Source organism: Pseudomonas sp. PDM26, from assembly GCF_019219185.1.
Lineage (GTDB): Bacteria > Pseudomonadota > Gammaproteobacteria > Pseudomonadales > Pseudomonadaceae > Aquipseudomonas.
Genome location: NZ_JAHUWC010000007.1, coordinates 273,516 through 292,551, shown reverse-complemented (window position 1 = coordinate 292,551; position 19,036 = coordinate 273,516). Strand labels below are relative to the sequence as shown.

Genomic DNA, 19,036 nt, shown 5'->3' with positions numbered 1-19,036 from the left:
CGAAGGCTGCGATCTTTTAAAACTTGTCGAGTGTGCGCAACTTCTGCGGCAACCCCCACAGCAACAGCGCCACCGCAATCAGCGCACAGACCCCAATGACATACAGCGCCGGCGTGGTGCTGCCGGTCAGGTCCTTGATCCGGCCGACCATCACCGGGCTGACGATGCCGCCGAACTGGCCCAGGGTGTTGATCACCGCGATCCCGCCGGCAGCGCCCGCGCCGGCACCGGCCAGCAGTTTCGGCGGCAGGGTCCAGAAGCTCGGGATAGAGGCGATGATCCCGGCACCGAGCAGGCCCAACGCGACAATCAGGAAGGTCGTTTGGTTGGCGAAAATCCCTGCACAGAAGAAACCGATCGCGCCGACCGCCACCAGACCGGCGACAAACTTGCGTCGCTCGCCAGAAGCATCGGACAGGCGTCCGATCACCACCATGCTGATGGCACCGCAGATGTACGGGATGGCCGTGAGCAAGCCGATCATCACCGGACTTTCAGTGCCGGCGCTGCGGATCAGTTGCGGCGCCCAGAAGTTCAAGCCGTAGGACGCCACCTGAATCAGGAAATAGATCAGGCCCAAGGTCAGGAAACCTGGAATCCGCAGCGCGGCGAGCAGCGAACCTCCGCTCTTGTGCGGCTCATGCCGGGCGATGCGGCTGGCCAGCAGGGTTTTCTCCGAAGGCGTCAACCAATGGGCGTCTTCGATGCGGTCCTTGAGCAGGGTCAGCACCAGCAAGCCGAGGCCGATGCACGGCACGCCACCGAGCAGGAACAGCCAGTGCCAGCCACGCATTTGCAGGAAGCCGTCGAGGTGTTGCAGCACCAGCCCCGAGAACGGCGCGCCCACAAGGCCAGCGAACGCCGACGACAGGAACAGCATCGAGGTGATGCGCCCGCGATAGTGCTGTGGGAACCACAGGGTCAGGTAATACAGCACGCCTGGGGCGAAACCCGCCTCCATTGCGCCAATCACGAAGCGCAGCACGTAGAACTGCCATTCGCTGTTGACGAACACCATGGCCGCCGTGGCCAGGCCCCAGGACATCATGATCCGGGCGATCCAGCGCCGGGCGCCGACCTTGTACAGCATCATGTTGCTCGGCACTTCGAAAATCACATAACCGACCACGAACAACCCGGCGCCGAGGCCGTACGCGGTGTCGCTCAGGCTCAGGTCGGTCTGCAGCTGAAACTTGGCGAAGCTGATGTTGATGCGATCGAAAAAGGCAAACAGGTAGCAGACCATGATCAGCGGCATCAGACGCCAGGCGACTTTGCTGACCAAGGCTTTTTCGGTGTCGTGGCTAACGGCCGGGCTCGCGCCCGCCTCCAGTGCATTCAGGCTCATTGCGGTTCTCCAGGCGGACTTCCCGTAGGTGTCCGATTGTTTTTGTTGTCTGGTTAGGTGTGATGTTCTTTCTGTAGGAGCCGGCTTGCCGGCGAAGCGGCGTGTCAGTCGACATCGATGTTCAATGGGCTGGCCTCTTCGCTGGCAAGCCAGCTCCTACAGGTGATTCGGTGTGTCAGGTGGGGATCGGGTGCAAGTCGCAATTGCGCCCGGCCTTGGCCAGTTGACCGGGCACTTCGTGACCGAGCAGCGCCGGCAGTCCCCGGGACAGTTTCAGCAGCAGCGGCAGATCGATACCGGTATGAATGCCGACTTCATCGCACAGGTTCACCAGATCCTCGGTGCAGATGTTTCCCGATGCCCCCGGTGCAAACGGGCAGCCACCGAGGCCGCCGAGGGCCGCGTCGAAGCGTCGGGCACCGGCCTCGTAGGCGGCCAGCACGTTGCACAGGCCAAGGCCGCGGGTGTTGTGAAAATGCAGGGTCAGGTCCGCCGGGGACACCCGTTGCAGCACCCGAAGCACCAGCCGGTCGACCTGACGCGGGTTGGCCATGCCCGTGGTATCGGCCAGGGTGATGCCCTGGATGCCGAGTTCCTGATAGGCCTCGACGATTTGCAGTACGCGGTCCTCATCGATCTTGCCTTCGAACGGGCAGCCGAAGGTGGTGGCGATGCTGGCGTTGAGCCGCACAGGACTGTCGCCAACGAACTGCACAATCTCGCCAAACGCGGCCAACGAATCTTCACAACCCATGCGCATGTTCGCCAGGTTATGAGTCTGGCTGGCGGACATCACCAGGTTCAGCTCATCAGCACTGCACGCCAGCGCCCGTAGCGCGCCTTTGAGGTTGGGGATCAACGCGACATAGATCACCCCCGGTTGCCGGGCGATGCCCTTGAACACCAGCTCGCCATCGCGCAGCGCTGGAATGGCCTTGGGCGACACGAACGAACCGGCTTCGATACGGCTGAATCCGGCCAGCGACAGTTGATCGATCAAGGCGATCTTGTCGTCGGTTTCAACCCAGGTCGGCTCGATCTGCAAGCCGTCGCGCGGGGACACTTCCTGCACGATCAGGCTATCGGAATAATCGGTGATCATTGCACCACTCCTTCGACTTTCAGGCGCTCTATGTCGGCAACGGTAAGACCCAGTTGCGCGAGGATGCCGTCGGTGTGCTGGCCCAAACCAGGGCCGGACCAGTTCACGCCGCCGGGGGTTTCGGAGAGTTTCGGCACGATGCCCGGCATCTTCACCGTGGCGCCACCGGGCAGCTCGGCATTGAGCAGCATGTCCCGCGCCTGATAATGCGGATCGGCGACGATGTCGGCCACCGAGTAGATGCGTCCGGCCGGGACTTCGGCTGCTTCAAGGGCGGCCAACACCTCGTCGATGGGCAGGCTGCTGGTCCAGTGGGTGATGGCGGCGTCGAGCAGATTGCTCTTGGCTGCACGCCCGTCGTTGTGGGCGAACTCCGGGGCTTCGGCCAGATCAGGGCGGCCGATGGTTTGCATCAGGCGCTTGTAGATCGGATCGCTGTTGCCGGCAATCACCACGTAGGCGCCGTCGGCGGTCAGATAGGTGTTGGATGGCGCGATGCCCGGCAAGGCGCCGCCACTGCGTTCACGCACATGGCCCAGCATGTCGTATTCCGGCACCAGGCTTTCCATGACGTTGAACACGCTTTCGGCCAGGGACACATCGACGATTTGCCCGCCACCCTGCCCGGTCTTGACCCGTAGCAGCGACATCAGCGCACCGATCACCGCATGCAGCGAAGCCAGGGAGTCGCCAAGGCTCACGCCGACCCGCGCCGGCGGCGTACCGGGCGTGCCGGTGGTATAGCGAATCCCGCCCATGGCCTCGCCGATGGCACCGAAACCCGGACGATCGCGGTACGGGCCGGTCTGGCCGTAACCGGAGATTCGCACCAGCGTCAGGTTGGGATTGAGCGCATGCAACACGTCCCAACCGAGGCCGAGTTTCTCCAGGGCGCCGGGGCGCAGGTTTTCGATCAGCACATCGGCGCTGGTCGCCAGTTGCTTGACCAGTTCGATGCCTTCGGGGGATTTGAGGTTCAGCGCCAGGGACTTCTTGTTGCGCGATTGCAGGTACCACCACAGCGAGGTGCCTTCGTGCAGCTTGCGCCATTTGCGCAGGGGATCGCCCTGGCCCATGGCTTCGATCTTGATCACCTCGGCGCCGAACTCGGCCAGCATGCGCGCCGCAAATGGCGCGGCGATCAGCGTGCCGATCTCGATCACTTTGATCGCACTCAAGGGGGCAGTCATCGCGGGGTACCTCTTGTTCTTGGAATATGCGCCAAGGCTAGAGGACAGAGGGCTCGGGAATCCAACCTTCAGTTGGCAACGGGCGTTCGCCAAACGCGAACGCTCTGGAAGATTGTCGCAGCCTCAAGGCCGCCTTCGTCGGATCGCCGCCCGGAGCAAGCCCGCTCCTACAGTTGATTCGTGGCGATCACACATCCCCTCTAGGAGCGGGCTTGCCCGCGAAGAGGCCGGCCCAGTCAGCGAAGAACTTTCAGGCTGAACCCCGCAAATGCTCAAACAGCATCCGGCTCACCGGCGACAGCAACGCCTCATCGCGCACCACCAGAATCAATGCCCGGTCCGACCATTCGTCCGTCAACGGCACCGCGTACAAACCCAGCGCCCGGCCGAACAATTCATAGGCCCGCTGCGGAAGGATGCCAATCCCCATGTTGGCCTGGATCATGCGGCACATGGCATCGAACCCCGGCACATGAATACGCACCCGCAACACCTTGCCGGCCTCACGGGCTGCGGCATGGGTACGCATGTTGATCGAACTGGCGGCATGCAAGCCGACGTAATCACTGTCCAGCGTATCGGCGAACGCCACGCTCGAGCGGTTCGCCAATGGATGGTGCGGCGGCATCAACACCACCAGTTTGTCCTGGCGATACAGCACGCTGTGCAGGCCCTTGATGTCGCTGTCGATGGAACAGATCCCGAGGTCGGCTACCCCGTCGAGCACGCCCTGAATCACCCCGGCACTGGGCCGTTCTTCGAGGTCGGTCTTGACCTGCGGGTGACGCTCGGAAAAATCCCGCAGGTCCTCGGGCAAAAACTGAATGATCGCCGACAGGTTGGCGAGCATCCGCACATAGCCGCGCACACCGTGGCTGTGCTCGCCCAGTTCAAGGCCCATTTTCTCGACGTTGAACAACATCTGCCGGGCATGGTGCAGCAGGGTTTCACCGGCCGGCGTCAGGGACATGCCCTTGGCCTGGCGCACGAACAGGCTGATGCCCAACGCCTCCTCCAGCTCCATCAAGCGCTTGCTCGCCGCCGAGACGGCAATCGCTTCGCGCGAGGCGGCACGGGTCAGCGTGCCCTCTTCATGGACAGCGACGAACAGTTGCAGAGTGATCAGGTCGAGACGGCGGATCAGGCTTTTTTGCAGCATCGGGTACTCGGCGAAGTCGGCTCAGGCAAAGTCGCAGCATAGCGTTCTTCGCCCGCGTCGTGCCGTGGTCCGGGCACCGGTCGTGATAAAGTCGCCGCCCACAGACCTTTTGCCGTGAGACGAAGACCGCAATGACCGATTTCCAGGATGTCGATGCCCAACTTGAAGACTGGAACGTCTTGCGCAGCACCACTTCGTTCAGTGGCTTGCTGGTGGGCAACGGCGCCAGTCGCGCGGTGTGGGACGATTTCGGCTACGAGTCGTTGTTCGAAAACGCCCGCACCGTTGAAGAAAAACCCCTGAGCCAATCCGAGCTGAGCGTGTTCGACGCGCTGCAGACCCGCAGTTTCGAGCAGGTACTGAGCGCGTTGAAAACCACCAGCCGGGTCAACAAGGCCCTGGCTGTCAGCTCCGCCGCCCCGCGCAATCGCTACTACGCGATCAAGGAAGCGCTGATCAACACCGTGCATGCGGTGCATATCCCATGGCGGCTGGTGGTGCCTTCGACGCTGGCGACGATCAATCAGGAACTGGCCAGTTACCGCACGGTGTTCACCACCAATTACGACCTGCTCAACTACTGGGCGGTGCAACAGCAGCCTGAGGCGATTACCGACCTGTTCCAGGGGGCCGAGCCCGGTTTCAACCTGAGCGACACGACCACCGACAAAACCCGTTTGCTGTACCTGCACGGAGGCCTGCACCTGGTGCGCAACCAGGACGGTACGGCGCGCAAGCTGATGTCGACCGAGGGCACCTTGCTGGGCAATTTCGCCATCAACAACACGATCAAGACCCTCGACGACGTGCCGCTGTTCGTCAACGAAGGGCCGAGCGCAGACAAGCTAAAGACCATCCGCAGTTCGGACTATCTGTCGTTCTGCTACGAGCAACTACTCGGTCACGGCCAGGCACTGTGCATCTTCGGCCATGCGCTGGGAGAGCAGGACAGCCACATCATCCACGCCTTGCGCCTGGCGAAGCCGCCGGTGGTGGCGATCTCGATTTACCCGCGCAGCAAGGCATTCATCCAGCACCAGAAGCGGCATTACGCGAAGGTGTTTGAGGGGACGGGGGTTGAGTTGCGGTTTTTTGATTCCAAGAGCCATGCGTTGGGTGGCCCTAAGCTGACCGTACCCGTTGAAGTCTAACTGCGACACGATTGACGCCTTCGTCGGAACGCCGCCCGGAGCAAGCCCGTTCCCACAGAGGATGTGCACTGATTTCAAAGCACCGGCAACGTCTTGTCCTTGACCACCTTGGTCGGGCCGTTGGCCTTCACACTGGCGATACCTTTCTCCATGGCTGCAGCGGAGGAATAGGCCTCGCTGCTGCCGATGATCTCGTGGTTGCCCGCCTTGAGGTTGAAATACGGATGGCCATCCTTGGTGGTTTTCTTCTCGTAACGCTCATCCAGCGGGCTGTTGGCCTGGACCGAGGCGATGCCTTTGTCGGCGGCGGCGTGGGTGGTGTACAGCTCGCTGGTCAGAATGGTCTCGGCGTTGGCCGCCTTGAGGACAAACCTGAACTGACCATTGCTGCTTTTGCTCACTTCATACCATCCGGACATGCTCTTTCTCCTGGGCGATTGAGAGGTTGCGCGCTTCACAGTAAAGACCAGCCTGGTGTTTCTGTCGCCTGTACCGGCGCCATCGTCGGAACGCCGCCCGGAGCAAGCCCGCTCCCACAGGTTCAATGTGATCCCTGTGGAAGCGGGCTTGCTCGCGAAAGAGGCAATGCGGTCGCAGCTATTTCACCACCGTCCGCACCACCGACAACTCCGGAGACTGCGTCCGCCGCTGGCTCAGATAGCGCGTACAACTCACCCGCAAGAACGAAGCGAAATTGACCACCTCGCCGCGATAGTCCATCACCTCTTCATACAGCTTGGTGATCAACTGATTGGTGGTCATGCCATCGACTTCGGCGATTTCGCTGAGGATGTCCCAGAACTGATTCTCCAGCCGCAGGGTGGTGACCACCCCGCAGATGCGCAGCGAGCGGGAGCGCGATTCGTAGAGTATCGGGTCGGCTTTGACGTACAGCTCGCACATGGACATGCCCCTCGTTACAGCGTGATTTTGGTGCCCAGCAACCCCAGGAAACCGGCCAGCCAGTTCGGGTGCGCTGGCCAGGCCGGAGCCGTGGCCAGATTGCCCTGAACATGGCCGTCCGTCACCGGAATGTCGATATACGTACCGCCCGCCAGGCGCACTTCCGGGGCGCAGGCCGGATAAGCGCTGCATTCGCGACCTTCGAGAACACCCGCTGCCGCCAGCAACTGCGCGCCATGACACACGGCGGCGATAGGTTTGCCGGCCTTGTCGAATGCGCGCACCAGTTCCAGGACTTTTTCGTTCAGGCGCAGATACTCCGGCGCACGGCCGCCCGGAATCAGCACGGCGTCATAATCGGCGGCGTTGACCTTGGCGAAATCAAAGTTCAGGGCAAACAGGTGACCGGGTTTTTCACTGTAGGTCTGGTCGCCTTCAAAGTCATGGATCGCCGTGCGCACAGTCTGGCCGGCGGCCTTGTCCGGGCAAACGGCGTGCACCGTGTGGCCGACCATCAGCAGCGCCTGGAACGGCACCATCACTTCATAGTCTTCGACGTAATCACCAACCAGCATCAGGATTTTTTTCGCAGCCATGGGGAGGACTCCTCTGGAAGTGGGCGTGCAAGAGTATTCAAGGTAGTCCGATTCCGGCGGGTCGGGTAACAACCGGCTACTACGAATGCACAGGCCCCCTGTAGGAGCTGCCGAAGGCTGCGATCTTTTGATCTTGATCTTGATCTTTGGATTTATTGGATTTGTGGCGCGGCGGGTAAAAAGATCGCAGCCTTCGGCAGCTCCTACGCGTTGCTCGCATTACTCGCAACTGTACGGATAACTCTGCACCCAGCTGTAACAGCGGCTTGCACCCGGTTTATGGCTAGATAACACCACCTCCCATCCCCCACGATTCTGGTTGCCATCATGTCCTCGCGCGAAAACACCGGCATGGCCCTGGGCCTGCTCGGCGTTGTGATCTTCAGCCTCACCCTGCCCTTCACGCGGATCGTCGTGCAGGAACTGCACCCGCTGCTCAATGGCCTGGGCCGGGCACTGTTTGCAGCGGTTCCGGCGGCGTTGCTGTTGCTGTGGCACCGGGAAAAATGGCCGACCTGGAAGCAGGTCAAAGGCCTGACACTGGTGATGGCCGGGGTGATCCTCGGTTTCCCGGTATTGTCGGCCTGGGCCATGCAAACCTTGCCGGCGTCCCACGGTGCGCTGGTCAACGGTTTGCAGCCGCTGTGCGTGGCGCTGTATGCCGCGTGGTTGTCCCATGAGCGGCCTTCGAAAGCCTTCTGGGCCTGCGCCGCATTGGGCAGCGCGTTGGTGCTCGGTTATGCACTGATCAGCGGTGCCGGCAGCATTCAGGCCGGTGATTTGCTGATGCTTGGTGCTATTGCAGTGGGCGGATTAGGCTACGCCGAGGGAGGCCGACTGGCCAGGGAGATGGGCGGCTGGCAGGTGATCTGCTGGGCACTGGTGCTATCGACGCCCCTGCTGATCGGGCCTGTGGTGTATTTGGCGCTGCAACATCATGGCGAGATCTCGGCCAAGACCTGGTGGGCCTTCGGCTACGTCTCGCTGTTTTCGCAGTTCATCGGCTTCTTTGCCTGGTACGCCGGGCTGGCCATGGGCGGCATTGCCCGGGTCAGTCAGATCCAGTTGCTGCAGATTTTCTTCACCATCGCCTTCTCGGCGCTGTTCTTCGGTGAACATGTGGAGCCGATTACCTGGCTGTTTGCGGGCGGGGTGATCGTGACGGTGATGCTGGGACGCAAGACAGCGGTCAGCCGCCCTGTAGGAGCGAGCTTGTCTCCGGGCGGCGTTCCGACGAAGGACTTGAAACCGACGCATTGATTCAGGAAGCACGCGTTATCATTGACGTCCATCGCGAGCTTGCTCGCTCCTAAAACAGGATCAAAGGTAACCGTCGGCGCGCAGCAAGGTTTCCAGGCAATGCTCGCTGATGTGATAGAAGTCCTTCAGCTCCTGAATCTTCGCCAGCAACCGGGCCGGGTCCCCCGGCTCGGCGCGTTTGACCGCCAGGATCATCTTGTTCTTGTTGGTGTGGTCCAGTGAGATGAACTCGAACACCTTGGTCTCGTAGCCGCAGGCCTCAAGGAACAACGCGCGCAAACTGTCGGTGACCATTTCCGCCTGCTGGCCCAGGTGCAGACCGTATTGCAGCATCGGCTTGAGCAGCGCCGGGCTCTGGATTTGCAGGCGGATCTGTTTGTGGCAGCACGGCGAGCACATGATGATCGCCGCACCGGAGCGGATGCCGGTGTGGATCGCATAATCGGTGGCGATGTCGCAGGCATGCAGGGCAATCATCACGTCCAGCTCGCTCGGTGCCACGCTGCGCACGTCACCGCACTTGAACACCAGGCCTTGGTGTTCAAGCCTGGCAGCAGCGTTGTTGCACAGGGTGACCATGTCTTCACGCAGCTCGACGCCGGTCACTTCGCCTTGGGCCTTCAAGGTGTTGCGCAGATAGTCGTGGATGGCGAAGGTCAGGTAACCCTTGCCCGATCCGAAGTCCGCCACACGCACCGGTTTGTCCAGCGCCAGGGGCGACGAGGTCAGCGCATGGCTGAACACTTCGATGAACTTGTTGATCTGCTTCCACTTGCGCGACATCGCCGGGATCAGTTCATGCTGCTTGTTGGTTACACCCAGGTCAGCGAGAAACGGCCGGCTCAGGTCAAGAAAACGGTTTTTTTCACGGTTGTGCTCGGCCGATGGCACTTCGCGCAATTGTTGAGGTTTGCTCTTGAACAGCGATGACTTGCCCTTTTTGCTGTATTCGAGCTGGGCTTCGTCGGTCAGCGCCAACAAATGCGCATTTTTGAACGACGCTGGCAGCAGTCGGGCAATGCTCGCTACGCCTTCGGCCAACGGCAGGTTTTTGGTGATGTCGCGGGTCTTGTAACGGTAGACAAAGGACAGGCAAGGCAGCGCCTTGACCGTCACCGGTTTGATGATGATCCGCTGCAGGTCCGTTTCATCGCCCACGTACCTGGCCAGCACCAATTTGATGAACGCATTTTGCTCGAGGCTGGTTTGCACCAGGTCGATGAACTGGGCGTGATGATCCGGCGCGAGGCTGGCGGGAGTGGCGGTGACGGACATGGAAAAACGGCCTCAGGCGATGCAAATCGGAGAATGCCGGTATTTTAAGGGGGACGAGGACTTTGGGCACGGGGTTATTTTGCGGCAGGTCCCAGTCATGGTGCCCAGGACCTCAATACCACCGCTGAAAACTCAGGGTTCCACCAGGCGAAGCCTGCGGTTGTTCGGCGAGTTGATGATGTGTTTGACGATCAGCCCCACTGGCACCGCCCACGTCAGGCCATTGGCAGGGTCAGTCACCACGGCGACCGTTTCGGAACTTGCCTCGATATCCAGGCGCCGCCGGTCGTCGCACGACTTGAGTACGCCGTAGGCACGGCTAACCAGCCTTTCCGCCAGGTGCATCGGTACATCCAGATTCTGCAGATGCTTCACCGCGCGGCAAAACAGGACTTGATCATCGTTCCCCCCTTCACATTCATGGCGCCCCAGAAACGCCTGGGCTATAGCCAATAGTTCCTCATTCATATCTGCATTTTCATCGATGACCTTCATGCTCAAGTCTCCTGCGGCACGTCTGTGGTAGCAGGACTGACTGCTACGGGCCGGGCGGCACGGCGTAAATCGGGTCCGGCGCAAGGCAGGCGTACGGCCGGATTGGGCATGCCACTGGGCGAAAGTTCATGGGTCATTTCAAATTCGGCACGCACGGACCAGCCGCAAGCTTCCGACGTGCATTGCAGATACGCCACCCGCAGGAAAATATGTCGGCCTTCGCTGGTGCGGATGCGCATCCTGTTCAAGCAGTGCGGGCACACCATTTTATAGGTACTCATGCTTGATTCCCGACGGTCATTGGGTGGCAATCAACCTGATCAAACGCAATACTGCTTGAGAGTTTCATCGCGGCGCTCCGGTCTTGCGAACAGTGTCTGCCAGACATAAGGAAGTGCATCGGGCAGACGCGTAATGGGTTCGAGCCATGCTCGTAGGAAATCACCCTGATAGCATTAGGAAGTTTCGACATCGTATTCTTCTGACTCATCTTTGATGATTGATTAGTTACAAGAAAAAAAGTACTCATTACGCATAAATTAGGCACTCAAAAAGCATATGTCAAAAGGAAGAGGCTCAAATTGCGTAGCAAAAAATCACAAGCTGTTCTGGCTCGCTTAAAGCAAGTTACAGGTACTAAAACCGATGTTTCTTTATCTTCGGCGCTAAAGATCAGCCCGCAAACCCTTAGTAGCTGGAAAGGCCGTGACAGCACGCCGTACTCATTATGCGTAGAAATCGCTCAAACTCGGGGTATCTCCCTTGACTGGTTGCTGCTGGGCGAAGGTCCGATTTTGAGACAAACAGTTACTAATTCTTCGGAAGCCAATCAGGAAAGCACAACACGGGAAAACACCATTCTCACGCTCTGGCGGTTACTCGACGAAGATGATCGCTGCGCGATACAACACGCACTCGAGGAAAAGCAACGACTGCGTGATATGGAACTCAGGCTTTGCGAAATGGCCTCCATTCTGGCAACACTTAAACCTTCGAATGAATCTCGATGACCCATGTAATCCGAAGTTTCATTGCTTCAAGACATGCCGCGCCCGCCACCCACACCAGAGCAACCCATTCACGGACCCTCATCTTCGCCCTCGCAGGTGTCGAATGATTTCGCCGATACCGACGCTATCGATCCATTGCATGAGCTTGATGCTGATAGGAATAACAACCAGTGCGCAAAGAAAGGCTGTCACGCCTGCGGTCAGAAAAGGCACCAGCGGCTGTGCGACAGGCGTGAAGAGGTAACCGACACCTGCAGACAGCAACCAGGAACCGATGCGCTGCCAGGCCTTGAAGTCAGTGCGAGTGGTTGTGACCAGCCACGCGCCGAGCATTGCACCGAACAGTACCTCGCCATCAACCACTGGCAGCGATGCAATCCCCATTCCCAACATGAGCCCACTGATACCGTTGTAAGTCGAATCAGTCAGGCTCATGCGCACCTCGCGCAACGACCGAATCCACGATGATCGCTCCCGACTCGATCGCCTTGAGCAAGGCAGAACTGCGAGAGCTGACGTCGAACTTTCGGCGAATATTGGCGAAGTGAAAATTGACGGTAGATTCCGCGCAATTCTCGATCCTGGCGATTTCCCAGGAAGTCTTGCCCTTGAAACACCACATCAGGATTTGTGTTTCTTTCGCCGTCAGCTTCGCCGTTGGTGTACTTGCCTCTGCGCCGGGCGCCACCCGTGCCAAAGAGTCATTCGATTGTTGGGTTGTCATAAGAATCCCTCTTCGCGGGAACACCCGTCGCTGGGCGTCCACTGTTAGAGAGAAATACTGACGATCAGGCCGAACCCGAACAATCGACGGGAGTTGTAGCGGCGAGCGCTACATAACGCGATGAAAAGCCTTAGCCGAGCACTACCAACCGGTTCGGCAACTCATTGCGCACATGGGTCACTGGCACATGCACCTTGAGCAGCTCGCCGCAGGCTTCGATGCAGCTGAGAAACCCTTGCAGCGTCTGCCCCTGCTTCACCTGCCGGGTGAACGTGGCGACGATCGCGTCCCAGTTCTTGTTGTCCAGGCGACTGGAAATCCCTTCATCCACCAGGATCTCCACGTAACGCTCGGCTTCGGAAACGAAAATCAGCACGCCAGTGCTGCCCTCGGTGTGGTGCAGGTTCTGCTCCAGGAACTGCCGGCGCGCCAGGTTCGAGGCGCGCCAGTGGCGCACCGAGCGCGGGATCAGATGGGTTGTGACTTTCGGCAGGCGGAACACCAGGCACAGCACAATGAAGAGCGCCCATTGCACCATCAACAGGCTGTGCAGGGTCAGCCAACCGGTGAGGTAATGCACGATGCCCGGCACCAGCAGCGCCAGCAGGCTGGCCCACAGCAACGGGATGTACACATAGTCGTCGGCGCGGGCCGCGAGCACGGTCACCAGTTCTGCGTCGGTATCGCGCTCGACCCGGGCAATGGCCTCGGCGACTTTGCGTTGTTCGTGTTCAGTCAGTAATGCCATGTCGTGAATTGCCTGCTCGTTTTTATTATCACCAGCCGCCGGACGAACCGCCTCCGCCGAAACTGCCCCCGCCGCCGCTGAAGCCTCCACCTCCACCGCCGCCGCCAAATCCACCACCGCCGAAGCCGCCTCCGGATCCACCGGAGCCGCCCCGGCCGGCAGGAAGGATACCGAGCATCTGGCACACAAAAACAGTCAGGATGAACAACATCAGTAAAAACACGAACAACCCGGGGTGGCGCGAAACGAAATCGTCCCCCGGATCGCCTCTGGATTCATACGCCGTGGAGGGTTCGTCCAAGGGGTTGCCGCCCAGCACCACCAGCATCGCCGCCACGCCGTCACTGATGCCCTTACTGAAGTTGCCGGTCTTGAATGCCGGAGTAATGACCTGGTTGATGATCACCGAACTCTGGGCATCGGTCAGGCGATCCTCCAGGCCGTAGCCGACTTCGATGCGAAGTTTACGCTCGTCACGGGCGACGATCAGCAAGGCGCCGTTGTTCTTGTCCTTCTGTCCAATGCCCCAGTGGCGGCCGAGCCGGTAACCGAAGTCGGCGATGTCGGTGCCTTGCAAATCCGGCAAAGTCACTACCACAAGCTGCTCGCCGGTGGCTTGCTCATGGGCCTGAAGTTGCCGGGTGAGTTGCTCGCGTACCGATGGCTCGATCATCTGCGCGTTGTCGACCACCCGTCCGGTCAGCGCCGGGAAGCTCAGCTCGGCCCGGGCCGTGATCGCCACCACCCACAACAACAGCAACAGGACCGTTTTAAACGCACGCATTGGCAACCTCTTCCGTCCCAAGTCTGGCCCTGTAGGGTTGATTCAGAATTTGACCTCAGGGGCCTTTTCCGACCCCGGTGTGGCTTCGAAGGTCTCGCGCACCGGCAGGTCGCTGTACATCACGCTGTGCCACAGGCGACCAGGGAACGTGCGGATCTCGGTGTTGTATTTCTGCACCGCCAGGATGAAATCGCGCCGGGCCACGCTGATCCGGTTTTCGGTACCTTCCAGCTGCGATTGCAGGGCGAGGAAGTTCTGGTTGGCCTTCAGGTCCGGATAACGCTCGGAGACCACCATCAAACGACTCAAGGCGCCGCTGAGCTGATCCTGAGCCTGCTGGTACTGCTTGAGTTTCTCCGGGTTGTCGAGGGTCGAGGCATCCACCTGGATCGACGTGGCCTTGGCTCGCGCTTCAATCACCGCGGTCAGGGTCTGTTCCTCATGTTTGGCGTAACCCTTGACGGTTTCCACCAGATTGGGAATCAGGTCGGCGCGCCGCTGATACTGGTTCTGCACCTGGCCCCAGGCGGCCTTGGCCTGTTCGTCGAGGGTCGGGATATTGTTGATGCCGCAGGCGGTCAGCAGCGTGGCCAGCATCAGCAGCGTGGCGACCTGCAGGCGCGAACGGTAGGTTGGACTTACATTCATCAGGTTGACGCTCCCTTGTACATGTCATGAAAAAACCGACTGTGAAGCCTTCTGAGCCGGCTCTTGGGGCATAATCGCCCGCGACTCTGGATTGCAGCGGGCCGATGGGCTAAAAAGAGGCCCTGCGCGAAACCGCATCCGCCATCTTGCGGTCGTATCCTGGCCCTGGTTTTTTGAGCCGGCGCCCGAACAACAATAGACGCTCCCTAAATTTTGGCTGGCCGGCGTGTACATCGCCGTTTGGGCCCTTGAGAAAACTATTCATGAAGAAGCTGTGTTTGCTGGGCCTGTTCGTCAGCCTGGCCAGTCATAACGTATTGGCCGCCACGACCCCCGCACCCCTGGAGAACAAGGAAGCCTTCGTCAGCAACCTGATGAAGCAAATGACCCTCGATGAAAAAATCGGCCAGTTGCGCCTGATCAGCATCGGCCCGGAAATGCCGCGCGAAATGATCCGCAAGGAAATCGCGGCGGGCAACATCGGCGGTACGTTCAACTCGATCACCCGCCCGGAAAACCGGCCGATGCAGGACGCGGCCATGCGCAGCCGCCTGAAGATCCCGATGTTCTTCGCCTACGACGTGATCCACGGCCACCGCACCATTTTCCCGATCCCGCTGGCCCTGGCCTCGAGCTGGGACATGGACGCCATTGGCCTGTCCGGGCGCATTGCCGCCAAGGAAGCCGCGGCTGACAGCCTCGACATCACCTTCGCGCCAATGGTCGACATCTCCCGCGACCCGCGCTGGGGCCGTACTTCCGAAGGCTTCGGCGAAGACACCTACCTGGTGTCGCGCATTGCCGGCGTGATGGTCAAGGCGTTCCAGGGCACTGGCGCGAACGCGGCCGACAGCATCATGGCCAGCGTCAAGCACTTCGCCCTGTATGGCGCGGTCGAGGGTGGCCGCGACTACAACATCGTCGACATGAGCCCGGTGAAGATGTACCAGGACTACCTGCCGCCGTACCGTGCCGCCATCGATGCCGGCGCTGGCGGGGTCATGGTCGCGCTGAACTCGATCAACGGCGTGCCGGCCACCGCCAACACCTGGCTGATGAACGACCTGCTACGCAAGGAGTGGGGCTTCAAGGGCCTGGCGGTCAGCGACCACGGGGCGATCTTCGAGCTGATCAAGCACGGCGTTGCCGCCGACGGTCGCGAAGCGGCGAAGCTGGCGATCAAGGCCGGCATCCACATGAGCATGAACGACACCCTGTACGGCAAAGAACTGCCAGGGCTGCTGAAGTCCGGCGAGATCCAACAGAGCGACATCGACAACGCCGTGCGTGCGGTGCTCGGCGCCAAGTACGACATGGGCCTGTTCAAGGACCCGTACCTGCGTATCGGCAAGGCCGAGGATGACCCGGTCGACACCTACGCCGACAGCCGCCTGCACCGCGCCGAGGCCCGTGATGTGGCGCGCCGCAGCCAGGTGCTGCTGAAGAACCAGAACGAAACCCTGCCGCTGAAGAAGACCGCGAAAATCGCCCTGGTCGGCCCGCTGGCCAAGGCGCCCATCGACATGATGGGCAGTTGGGCTGCCGCCGGTAAGCCAGCGCAGTCGGTGACCCTGTTCGATGGCATGACCAACGCACTGGGCGACAAATCGACACTGATCTACGCCCGTGGCGCCAACATCACCAGCGACCCGAAAATCCTCGGTTACCTGAACTTCCTCAACTTCGACGCCCCGGAAGTGGTGGATGACCCGCGTCCGGCTAAGGTGCTGATCGACGAAGCGGTGAAAGCGGCCAAGGACGCTGACGTAGTGGTTGCCGCCGTCGGCGAGTCCCGTGGCATGTCCCACGAATCGTCGAGCCGCACCGACCTGAATATCCCGGAAAACCAGCGCGAGCTGATCCGTGCCCTGAAAGCCACCGGCAAACCGCTGGTACTGGTGTTGATGAACGGCCGTCCGCTGACGATCCTCGAAGAGAAAGAACAGGCTGACGCTATCCTGGAAACATGGTTCACCGGCACCGAAGGCGGCAACGCCATCGCCGACGTGCTGTTCGGCGACTACAACCCGTCGGGAAAACTGCCGATCAGCATCCCGCGCTCGGTCGGCCAGATTCCGACCTACTACAACCACCTGACCATTGGCCGGCCGTTCACCCCGGGCAAACCGGGCAACTACACCTCGCAGTACTTCGATGACACCACCGGCCCCCTGTACCCGTTCGGTTATGGCCTGAGCTACACCGAGTTCAGCCTGAGCGACATGGCCCTGTCGTCGACCACACTGAACAAGACCGGCAAGCTCGACGCCAGCGTCACAGTGAAGAACACCGGCAAACGTGACGGCGAAACCGTGGTGCAGTTGTACATCCAGGACGTGGCCGGCTCGATGATCCGCCCGATCAAGGAACTGAGAAACTTCCAGAAAGTGATGATCAAGGCTGGCGAACAGAAAGTCGTGCACTTCACCATCACCGAGGACGACCTGAAGTTCTACAACTCCCAGCTCAAATACGCGGCGGAGCCGGGCAAGTTCAACGTGCAGATTGGCCTGAATTCCCAGGACGTGACGCAGCAGAGTTTTGAGTTGCTGTAATCCCTGAAACAACGCAATAACCCTGTGGGAGCGAGCCTGCTCGCGAAGACGGTGTGTCAGTCAACGATGATGTCGACTGGCAGACCGCATTCGCGAGCAGGCTCGCTCCCACAGTGGTTTGTGGTGTTCAGAAAATCGGGGTCAACCCCTTCGATCCAGCAGATTCACCACCACCCGATCCACCCATCCCCACACCCGCTGCTTGACCCGCCGCCACAATGGCCGACGCTTCCACTCCTCCAGACTGACTTGCTGGCTCAGGGCGAAATCGTGCTCGAAACTCGCGGCCACCGACCGGGTCAACCCGGGGTCCAGCGCTTCCAGATTGGCTTCCAGGTTGAAGCGCAGATTCCAGTGATCGAAGTTGCACGAGCCGATGCTCACCCAGTCATCGATCAAGACCATTTTCAAGTGCAGGAAACACGGCTGGTACTCGAAGATCTTCACCCCGGCCCTGAGTAGTCGCGGGTAGTAACGATGCCCGGCGTAGCGCACGGACGGGTGATCGGTACGGGGGCCGGTCAGCAGCAACCGCACATCGACGCCCCGGGCAGCCGCCCGGCGCAGGGAACGGCGGACTTTCCAGGTCGGCAAAAAGTACGGCGTGGCCAGCCAGATCCGTCGCTGGCCGCTGTTCAACGCGCGCACCAGCGATTGCAGAATGTCCCGGTGTTGGCGGGCGTCGGCATAGGCCACCCGGCCCATGCCCTCGCCCATCGATGGCACCCGTGGCAGGCGCGGCAAGCCAAAATGCGAGGCCGGTCGCCAGGCGCGGCGATGGCGGTTGGCAATCCACTGACGATCGAACAGCAACTGCCAGTCGAGCACCAGCGGCCCGGTGATTTCCACCATCACCTCATGCCATTCGCTGACCTCTTCCCCCGGGGTCCAGAACTCATCAGTGACACCGGTGCCGCCGACGACCGCCAGGCTCTGATCCACCAGCAACAGTTTGCGGTGATCACGGTAGAAGTTGCCGACCCAACGCCGCCAGCTCAGGCGATTGTAAAAACGCAGCTCCACTCCGACAGCCATCAGCCGCTGACGCAAGGTCAGGGTGAAGGCGAGGCTGCCATAGTCATCGAACAGGCAGCGCACTCGCACACCGCGCTCGGCGGCCTGCACCAATGCCTGGACCATGGCTTCGGCACAGGCGCCCGCTTCCACCAGATACAGCTCCAGCTCGACCTGTTCTTCGGCGCGGGCAATCGCCACCAGCATGCGCGGGAAGAACTGTGGACCATCGACCAGCAGTTCGAAGTGGTTGCCTTCACGCCAGGGAAAAATCGCTCCGGCCATGTCAGCGCGCCGTGAAAATCAGCACCGCACCCACCGGCACCGACAAACTGATCGCCGAGAGGCCGGCCATTTTGCGCAACGTCTCCAGACCAGGTGCCAGATCGAAATCCTCGGCATTGATCACCAGCGGTTCGAGGGTCACCACCTGGAAGCGCCGGTCATCGAGACGGGTCGCCAGCAGTTCGGCGGGGTATTGGTGTTGCTTGCCGTGCAAGTCCACCATCAGCGGCAGGCGCAACTCCAGCTGTGCGCCGGGAGCAAGATCATTGATCGGGCGCAGATCGATTTTCGCGGTGATCAAGGCGTCGGGAAACCGGTCGATCTGGAACAGTTCCTTGCGCATGCGCTCATCACGCAACGCAATGCCGCTATTGATCGACTCCAGTTCGACTTCGACCTGCGCCAGCCCCTCGGGGTCGACCTTGCCGTGCAGCACCAGAAAGCGCTGCACTTCGCAGACATTGGCATTTTTGGTGCTGACAAATGACAGACGCGAGGACTCGCCATCCAGGTACCAATCGGCACGGGCCGATAACGCGGCACCGGCCAGCAGCAGGAAAGCGAGGGTTTGAAGGGTGGAGCGCTTGAACATAGAGACTCGTGGGGCAGATAAACCTGTGCTGAACCTTAACTGGCTTGTCACAGGTTGCAAACTTTCTGTTGCTCTTTGAACACATTCCCTGGGGCAAGTGAGCTTTTGTGGCGAGGGGGCTTGCCCCCGCTCGACTGCGTAGCAGTCGCAAAACCTGCAATTGCGATTTGCCTGATGGAATTCATTGCATGGTTTTG

Annotated in this window: 21 protein-coding genes; 4 read left to right on the top strand and 17 right to left on the bottom strand. The window is 60.4% G+C overall.

Annotation, left to right across the window (positions count from 1 at the left end):
• Window positions 1-16: 16 nt before the first annotated feature.
• The 4 genes from KW849_RS16190 to KW849_RS16175 all read right to left on the bottom strand — a co-directional run bounded on the left by KW849_RS16190 (window position 17) and on the right by KW849_RS16175 (window position 4,799).
• Complete coding sequence (locus KW849_RS16190) at window positions 17-1,348, bottom strand: MFS transporter (RefSeq protein ID WP_218430351.1); 1,332 nt, start codon at window positions 1,346-1,348, stop codon at window positions 17-19.
• Window positions 1,349-1,523: 175 nt separating this feature from the next.
• Window positions 1,524-2,450: a hydroxymethylglutaryl-CoA lyase gene (locus tag KW849_RS16185; protein WP_218430350.1), complete on the bottom strand. Its 927-nt coding sequence runs from the start codon at window positions 2,448-2,450 to the stop codon at window positions 1,524-1,526.
• The gene (locus KW849_RS16180) at window positions 2,447-3,640 is read right to left on the bottom strand and encodes a CaiB/BaiF CoA-transferase family protein (protein ID WP_218430349.1); all 1,194 of its coding nucleotides are present in this window, start codon (window positions 3,638-3,640) and stop codon (window positions 2,447-2,449) included. The genes KW849_RS16185 and KW849_RS16180 overlap by 4 nt, the downstream gene beginning before the upstream one ends.
• 250 nt (window positions 3,641-3,890) lie before the next feature.
• Window positions 3,891-4,799 carry a LysR family transcriptional regulator gene (locus KW849_RS16175; protein WP_218430348.1) on the bottom strand — a complete coding sequence of 303 codons (909 nt, stop codon included), beginning with the start codon at window positions 4,797-4,799 and terminating at the stop codon, window positions 3,891-3,893.
• A 131-nt stretch (window positions 4,800-4,930) separates the two neighbouring features.
• Here KW849_RS16175 and KW849_RS16170 point away from each other — a divergent pair, with 131 nt between their 5' ends.
• On the top strand, window positions 4,931-5,950 hold the full coding sequence (locus KW849_RS16170; protein ID WP_218430347.1) for a DUF4917 family protein: 1,020 nt from the start codon (window positions 4,931-4,933) through the stop codon (window positions 5,948-5,950).
• Between the two features lie 74 nt (window positions 5,951-6,024).
• On the opposite strand, the gene KW849_RS16165 is transcribed toward KW849_RS16170, so the two are convergent.
• The 3 genes from KW849_RS16165 to KW849_RS16155 all read right to left on the bottom strand — a co-directional run bounded on the left by KW849_RS16165 (window position 6,025) and on the right by KW849_RS16155 (window position 7,449).
• Window positions 6,025-6,369, bottom strand: coding sequence for a YegP family protein (locus KW849_RS16165; protein WP_218430346.1), 345 nt, complete (start codon window positions 6,367-6,369; stop codon window positions 6,025-6,027).
• A gap of 178 nt (window positions 6,370-6,547) precedes the next feature.
• The gene (locus KW849_RS16160) at window positions 6,548-6,853 is read right to left on the bottom strand and encodes a ribbon-helix-helix domain-containing protein (RefSeq protein WP_218430394.1); all 306 of its coding nucleotides are present in this window, start codon (window positions 6,851-6,853) and stop codon (window positions 6,548-6,550) included.
• Window positions 6,854-6,867: 14 nt separating this feature from the next.
• On the bottom strand, window positions 6,868-7,449 hold the full coding sequence (locus KW849_RS16155; RefSeq protein WP_008051822.1) for a DJ-1/PfpI family protein: 582 nt from the start codon (window positions 7,447-7,449) through the stop codon (window positions 6,868-6,870).
• Between the two features lie 327 nt (window positions 7,450-7,776).
• On the opposite strand from KW849_RS16155, the gene KW849_RS16150 reads away from it, so the two are divergent.
• Window positions 7,777-8,709, top strand: a complete 933-nt coding sequence (locus KW849_RS16150; RefSeq protein ID WP_218430345.1) for a DMT family transporter — start codon at window positions 7,777-7,779, stop codon at window positions 8,707-8,709.
• A gap of 60 nt (window positions 8,710-8,769) precedes the next feature.
• On the opposite strand, the gene KW849_RS16145 is transcribed toward KW849_RS16150, so the two are convergent.
• The 3 genes from KW849_RS16145 to KW849_RS16135 all read right to left on the bottom strand — a co-directional run bounded on the left by KW849_RS16145 (window position 8,770) and on the right by KW849_RS16135 (window position 10,760).
• Window positions 8,770-9,984 (bottom strand): SAM-dependent methyltransferase, encoded by a 1,215-nt coding sequence (locus tag KW849_RS16145; protein ID WP_218430344.1) that lies wholly within the window; start codon window positions 9,982-9,984, stop codon window positions 8,770-8,772.
• A gap of 132 nt (window positions 9,985-10,116) precedes the next feature.
• Window positions 10,117-10,479, bottom strand: coding sequence for a hypothetical protein (locus KW849_RS16140; RefSeq protein ID WP_218430343.1), 363 nt, complete (start codon window positions 10,477-10,479; stop codon window positions 10,117-10,119).
• Between the two features lie 2 nt (window positions 10,480-10,481).
• Complete coding sequence (locus KW849_RS16135; protein WP_108216781.1) at window positions 10,482-10,760, bottom strand: ogr/Delta-like zinc finger family protein; 279 nt, start codon at window positions 10,758-10,760, stop codon at window positions 10,482-10,484.
• A gap of 300 nt (window positions 10,761-11,060) precedes the next feature.
• On the opposite strand from KW849_RS16135, the gene KW849_RS16130 reads away from it, so the two are divergent.
• Entirely contained in the window at window positions 11,061-11,489 is a 429-nt protein-coding gene (locus KW849_RS16130; RefSeq protein ID WP_218430342.1) for a helix-turn-helix domain-containing protein, read from the top strand.
• 78 nt (window positions 11,490-11,567) lie between these two features.
• On the opposite strand, the gene KW849_RS16125 is transcribed toward KW849_RS16130, so the two are convergent.
• From KW849_RS16125 to KW849_RS16105, 5 genes are all read right to left on the bottom strand, one after another.
• The gene (locus KW849_RS16125; RefSeq protein WP_218430341.1) at window positions 11,568-11,924 is read right to left on the bottom strand and encodes a putative holin; all 357 of its coding nucleotides are present in this window, start codon (window positions 11,922-11,924) and stop codon (window positions 11,568-11,570) included.
• Window positions 11,911-12,213, bottom strand: coding sequence for a helix-turn-helix domain-containing protein (locus tag KW849_RS16120; RefSeq protein ID WP_108216779.1), 303 nt, complete (start codon window positions 12,211-12,213; stop codon window positions 11,911-11,913). The genes KW849_RS16125 and KW849_RS16120 overlap by 14 nt, the downstream gene beginning before the upstream one ends.
• A gap of 130 nt (window positions 12,214-12,343) precedes the next feature.
• Window positions 12,344-12,961, bottom strand: coding sequence for a TPM domain-containing protein (locus tag KW849_RS16115; RefSeq protein ID WP_218430338.1), 618 nt, complete (start codon window positions 12,959-12,961; stop codon window positions 12,344-12,346).
• A gap of 28 nt (window positions 12,962-12,989) precedes the next feature.
• A complete protein-coding gene (locus KW849_RS16110) occupies window positions 12,990-13,745 on the bottom strand; it encodes a YgcG family protein (RefSeq protein ID WP_218430337.1) in 756 nt (251 codons plus the stop codon).
• Window positions 13,746-13,787: 42 nt separating this feature from the next.
• Window positions 13,788-14,393, bottom strand: a complete 606-nt coding sequence (locus KW849_RS16105) for a LemA family protein (RefSeq protein WP_115948226.1) — start codon at window positions 14,391-14,393, stop codon at window positions 13,788-13,790.
• Window positions 14,394-14,656: 263 nt separating this feature from the next.
• On the opposite strand from KW849_RS16105, the gene bglX reads away from it, so the two are divergent.
• Window positions 14,657-16,948 (top strand): beta-glucosidase BglX, encoded by a 2,292-nt coding sequence (gene bglX / locus KW849_RS16100; RefSeq protein WP_218430336.1) that lies wholly within the window; start codon window positions 14,657-14,659, stop codon window positions 16,946-16,948.
• A 141-nt stretch (window positions 16,949-17,089) separates the two neighbouring features.
• Here the strand turns inward: bglX and KW849_RS16095 are convergent, their stop codons facing one another.
• Window positions 17,090-18,247 carry a phosphatidylserine/phosphatidylglycerophosphate/cardiolipin synthase family protein gene (locus KW849_RS16095; protein ID WP_218430335.1) on the bottom strand — a complete coding sequence of 386 codons (1,158 nt, stop codon included), beginning with the start codon at window positions 18,245-18,247 and terminating at the stop codon, window positions 17,090-17,092.
• A 1-nt stretch (window position 18,248) separates the two neighbouring features.
• Entirely contained in the window at window positions 18,249-18,839 is a 591-nt protein-coding gene (locus KW849_RS16090) for a YceI family protein (protein ID WP_218430334.1), read from the bottom strand.
• Window positions 18,840-19,036 lie beyond the last annotated feature (197 nt).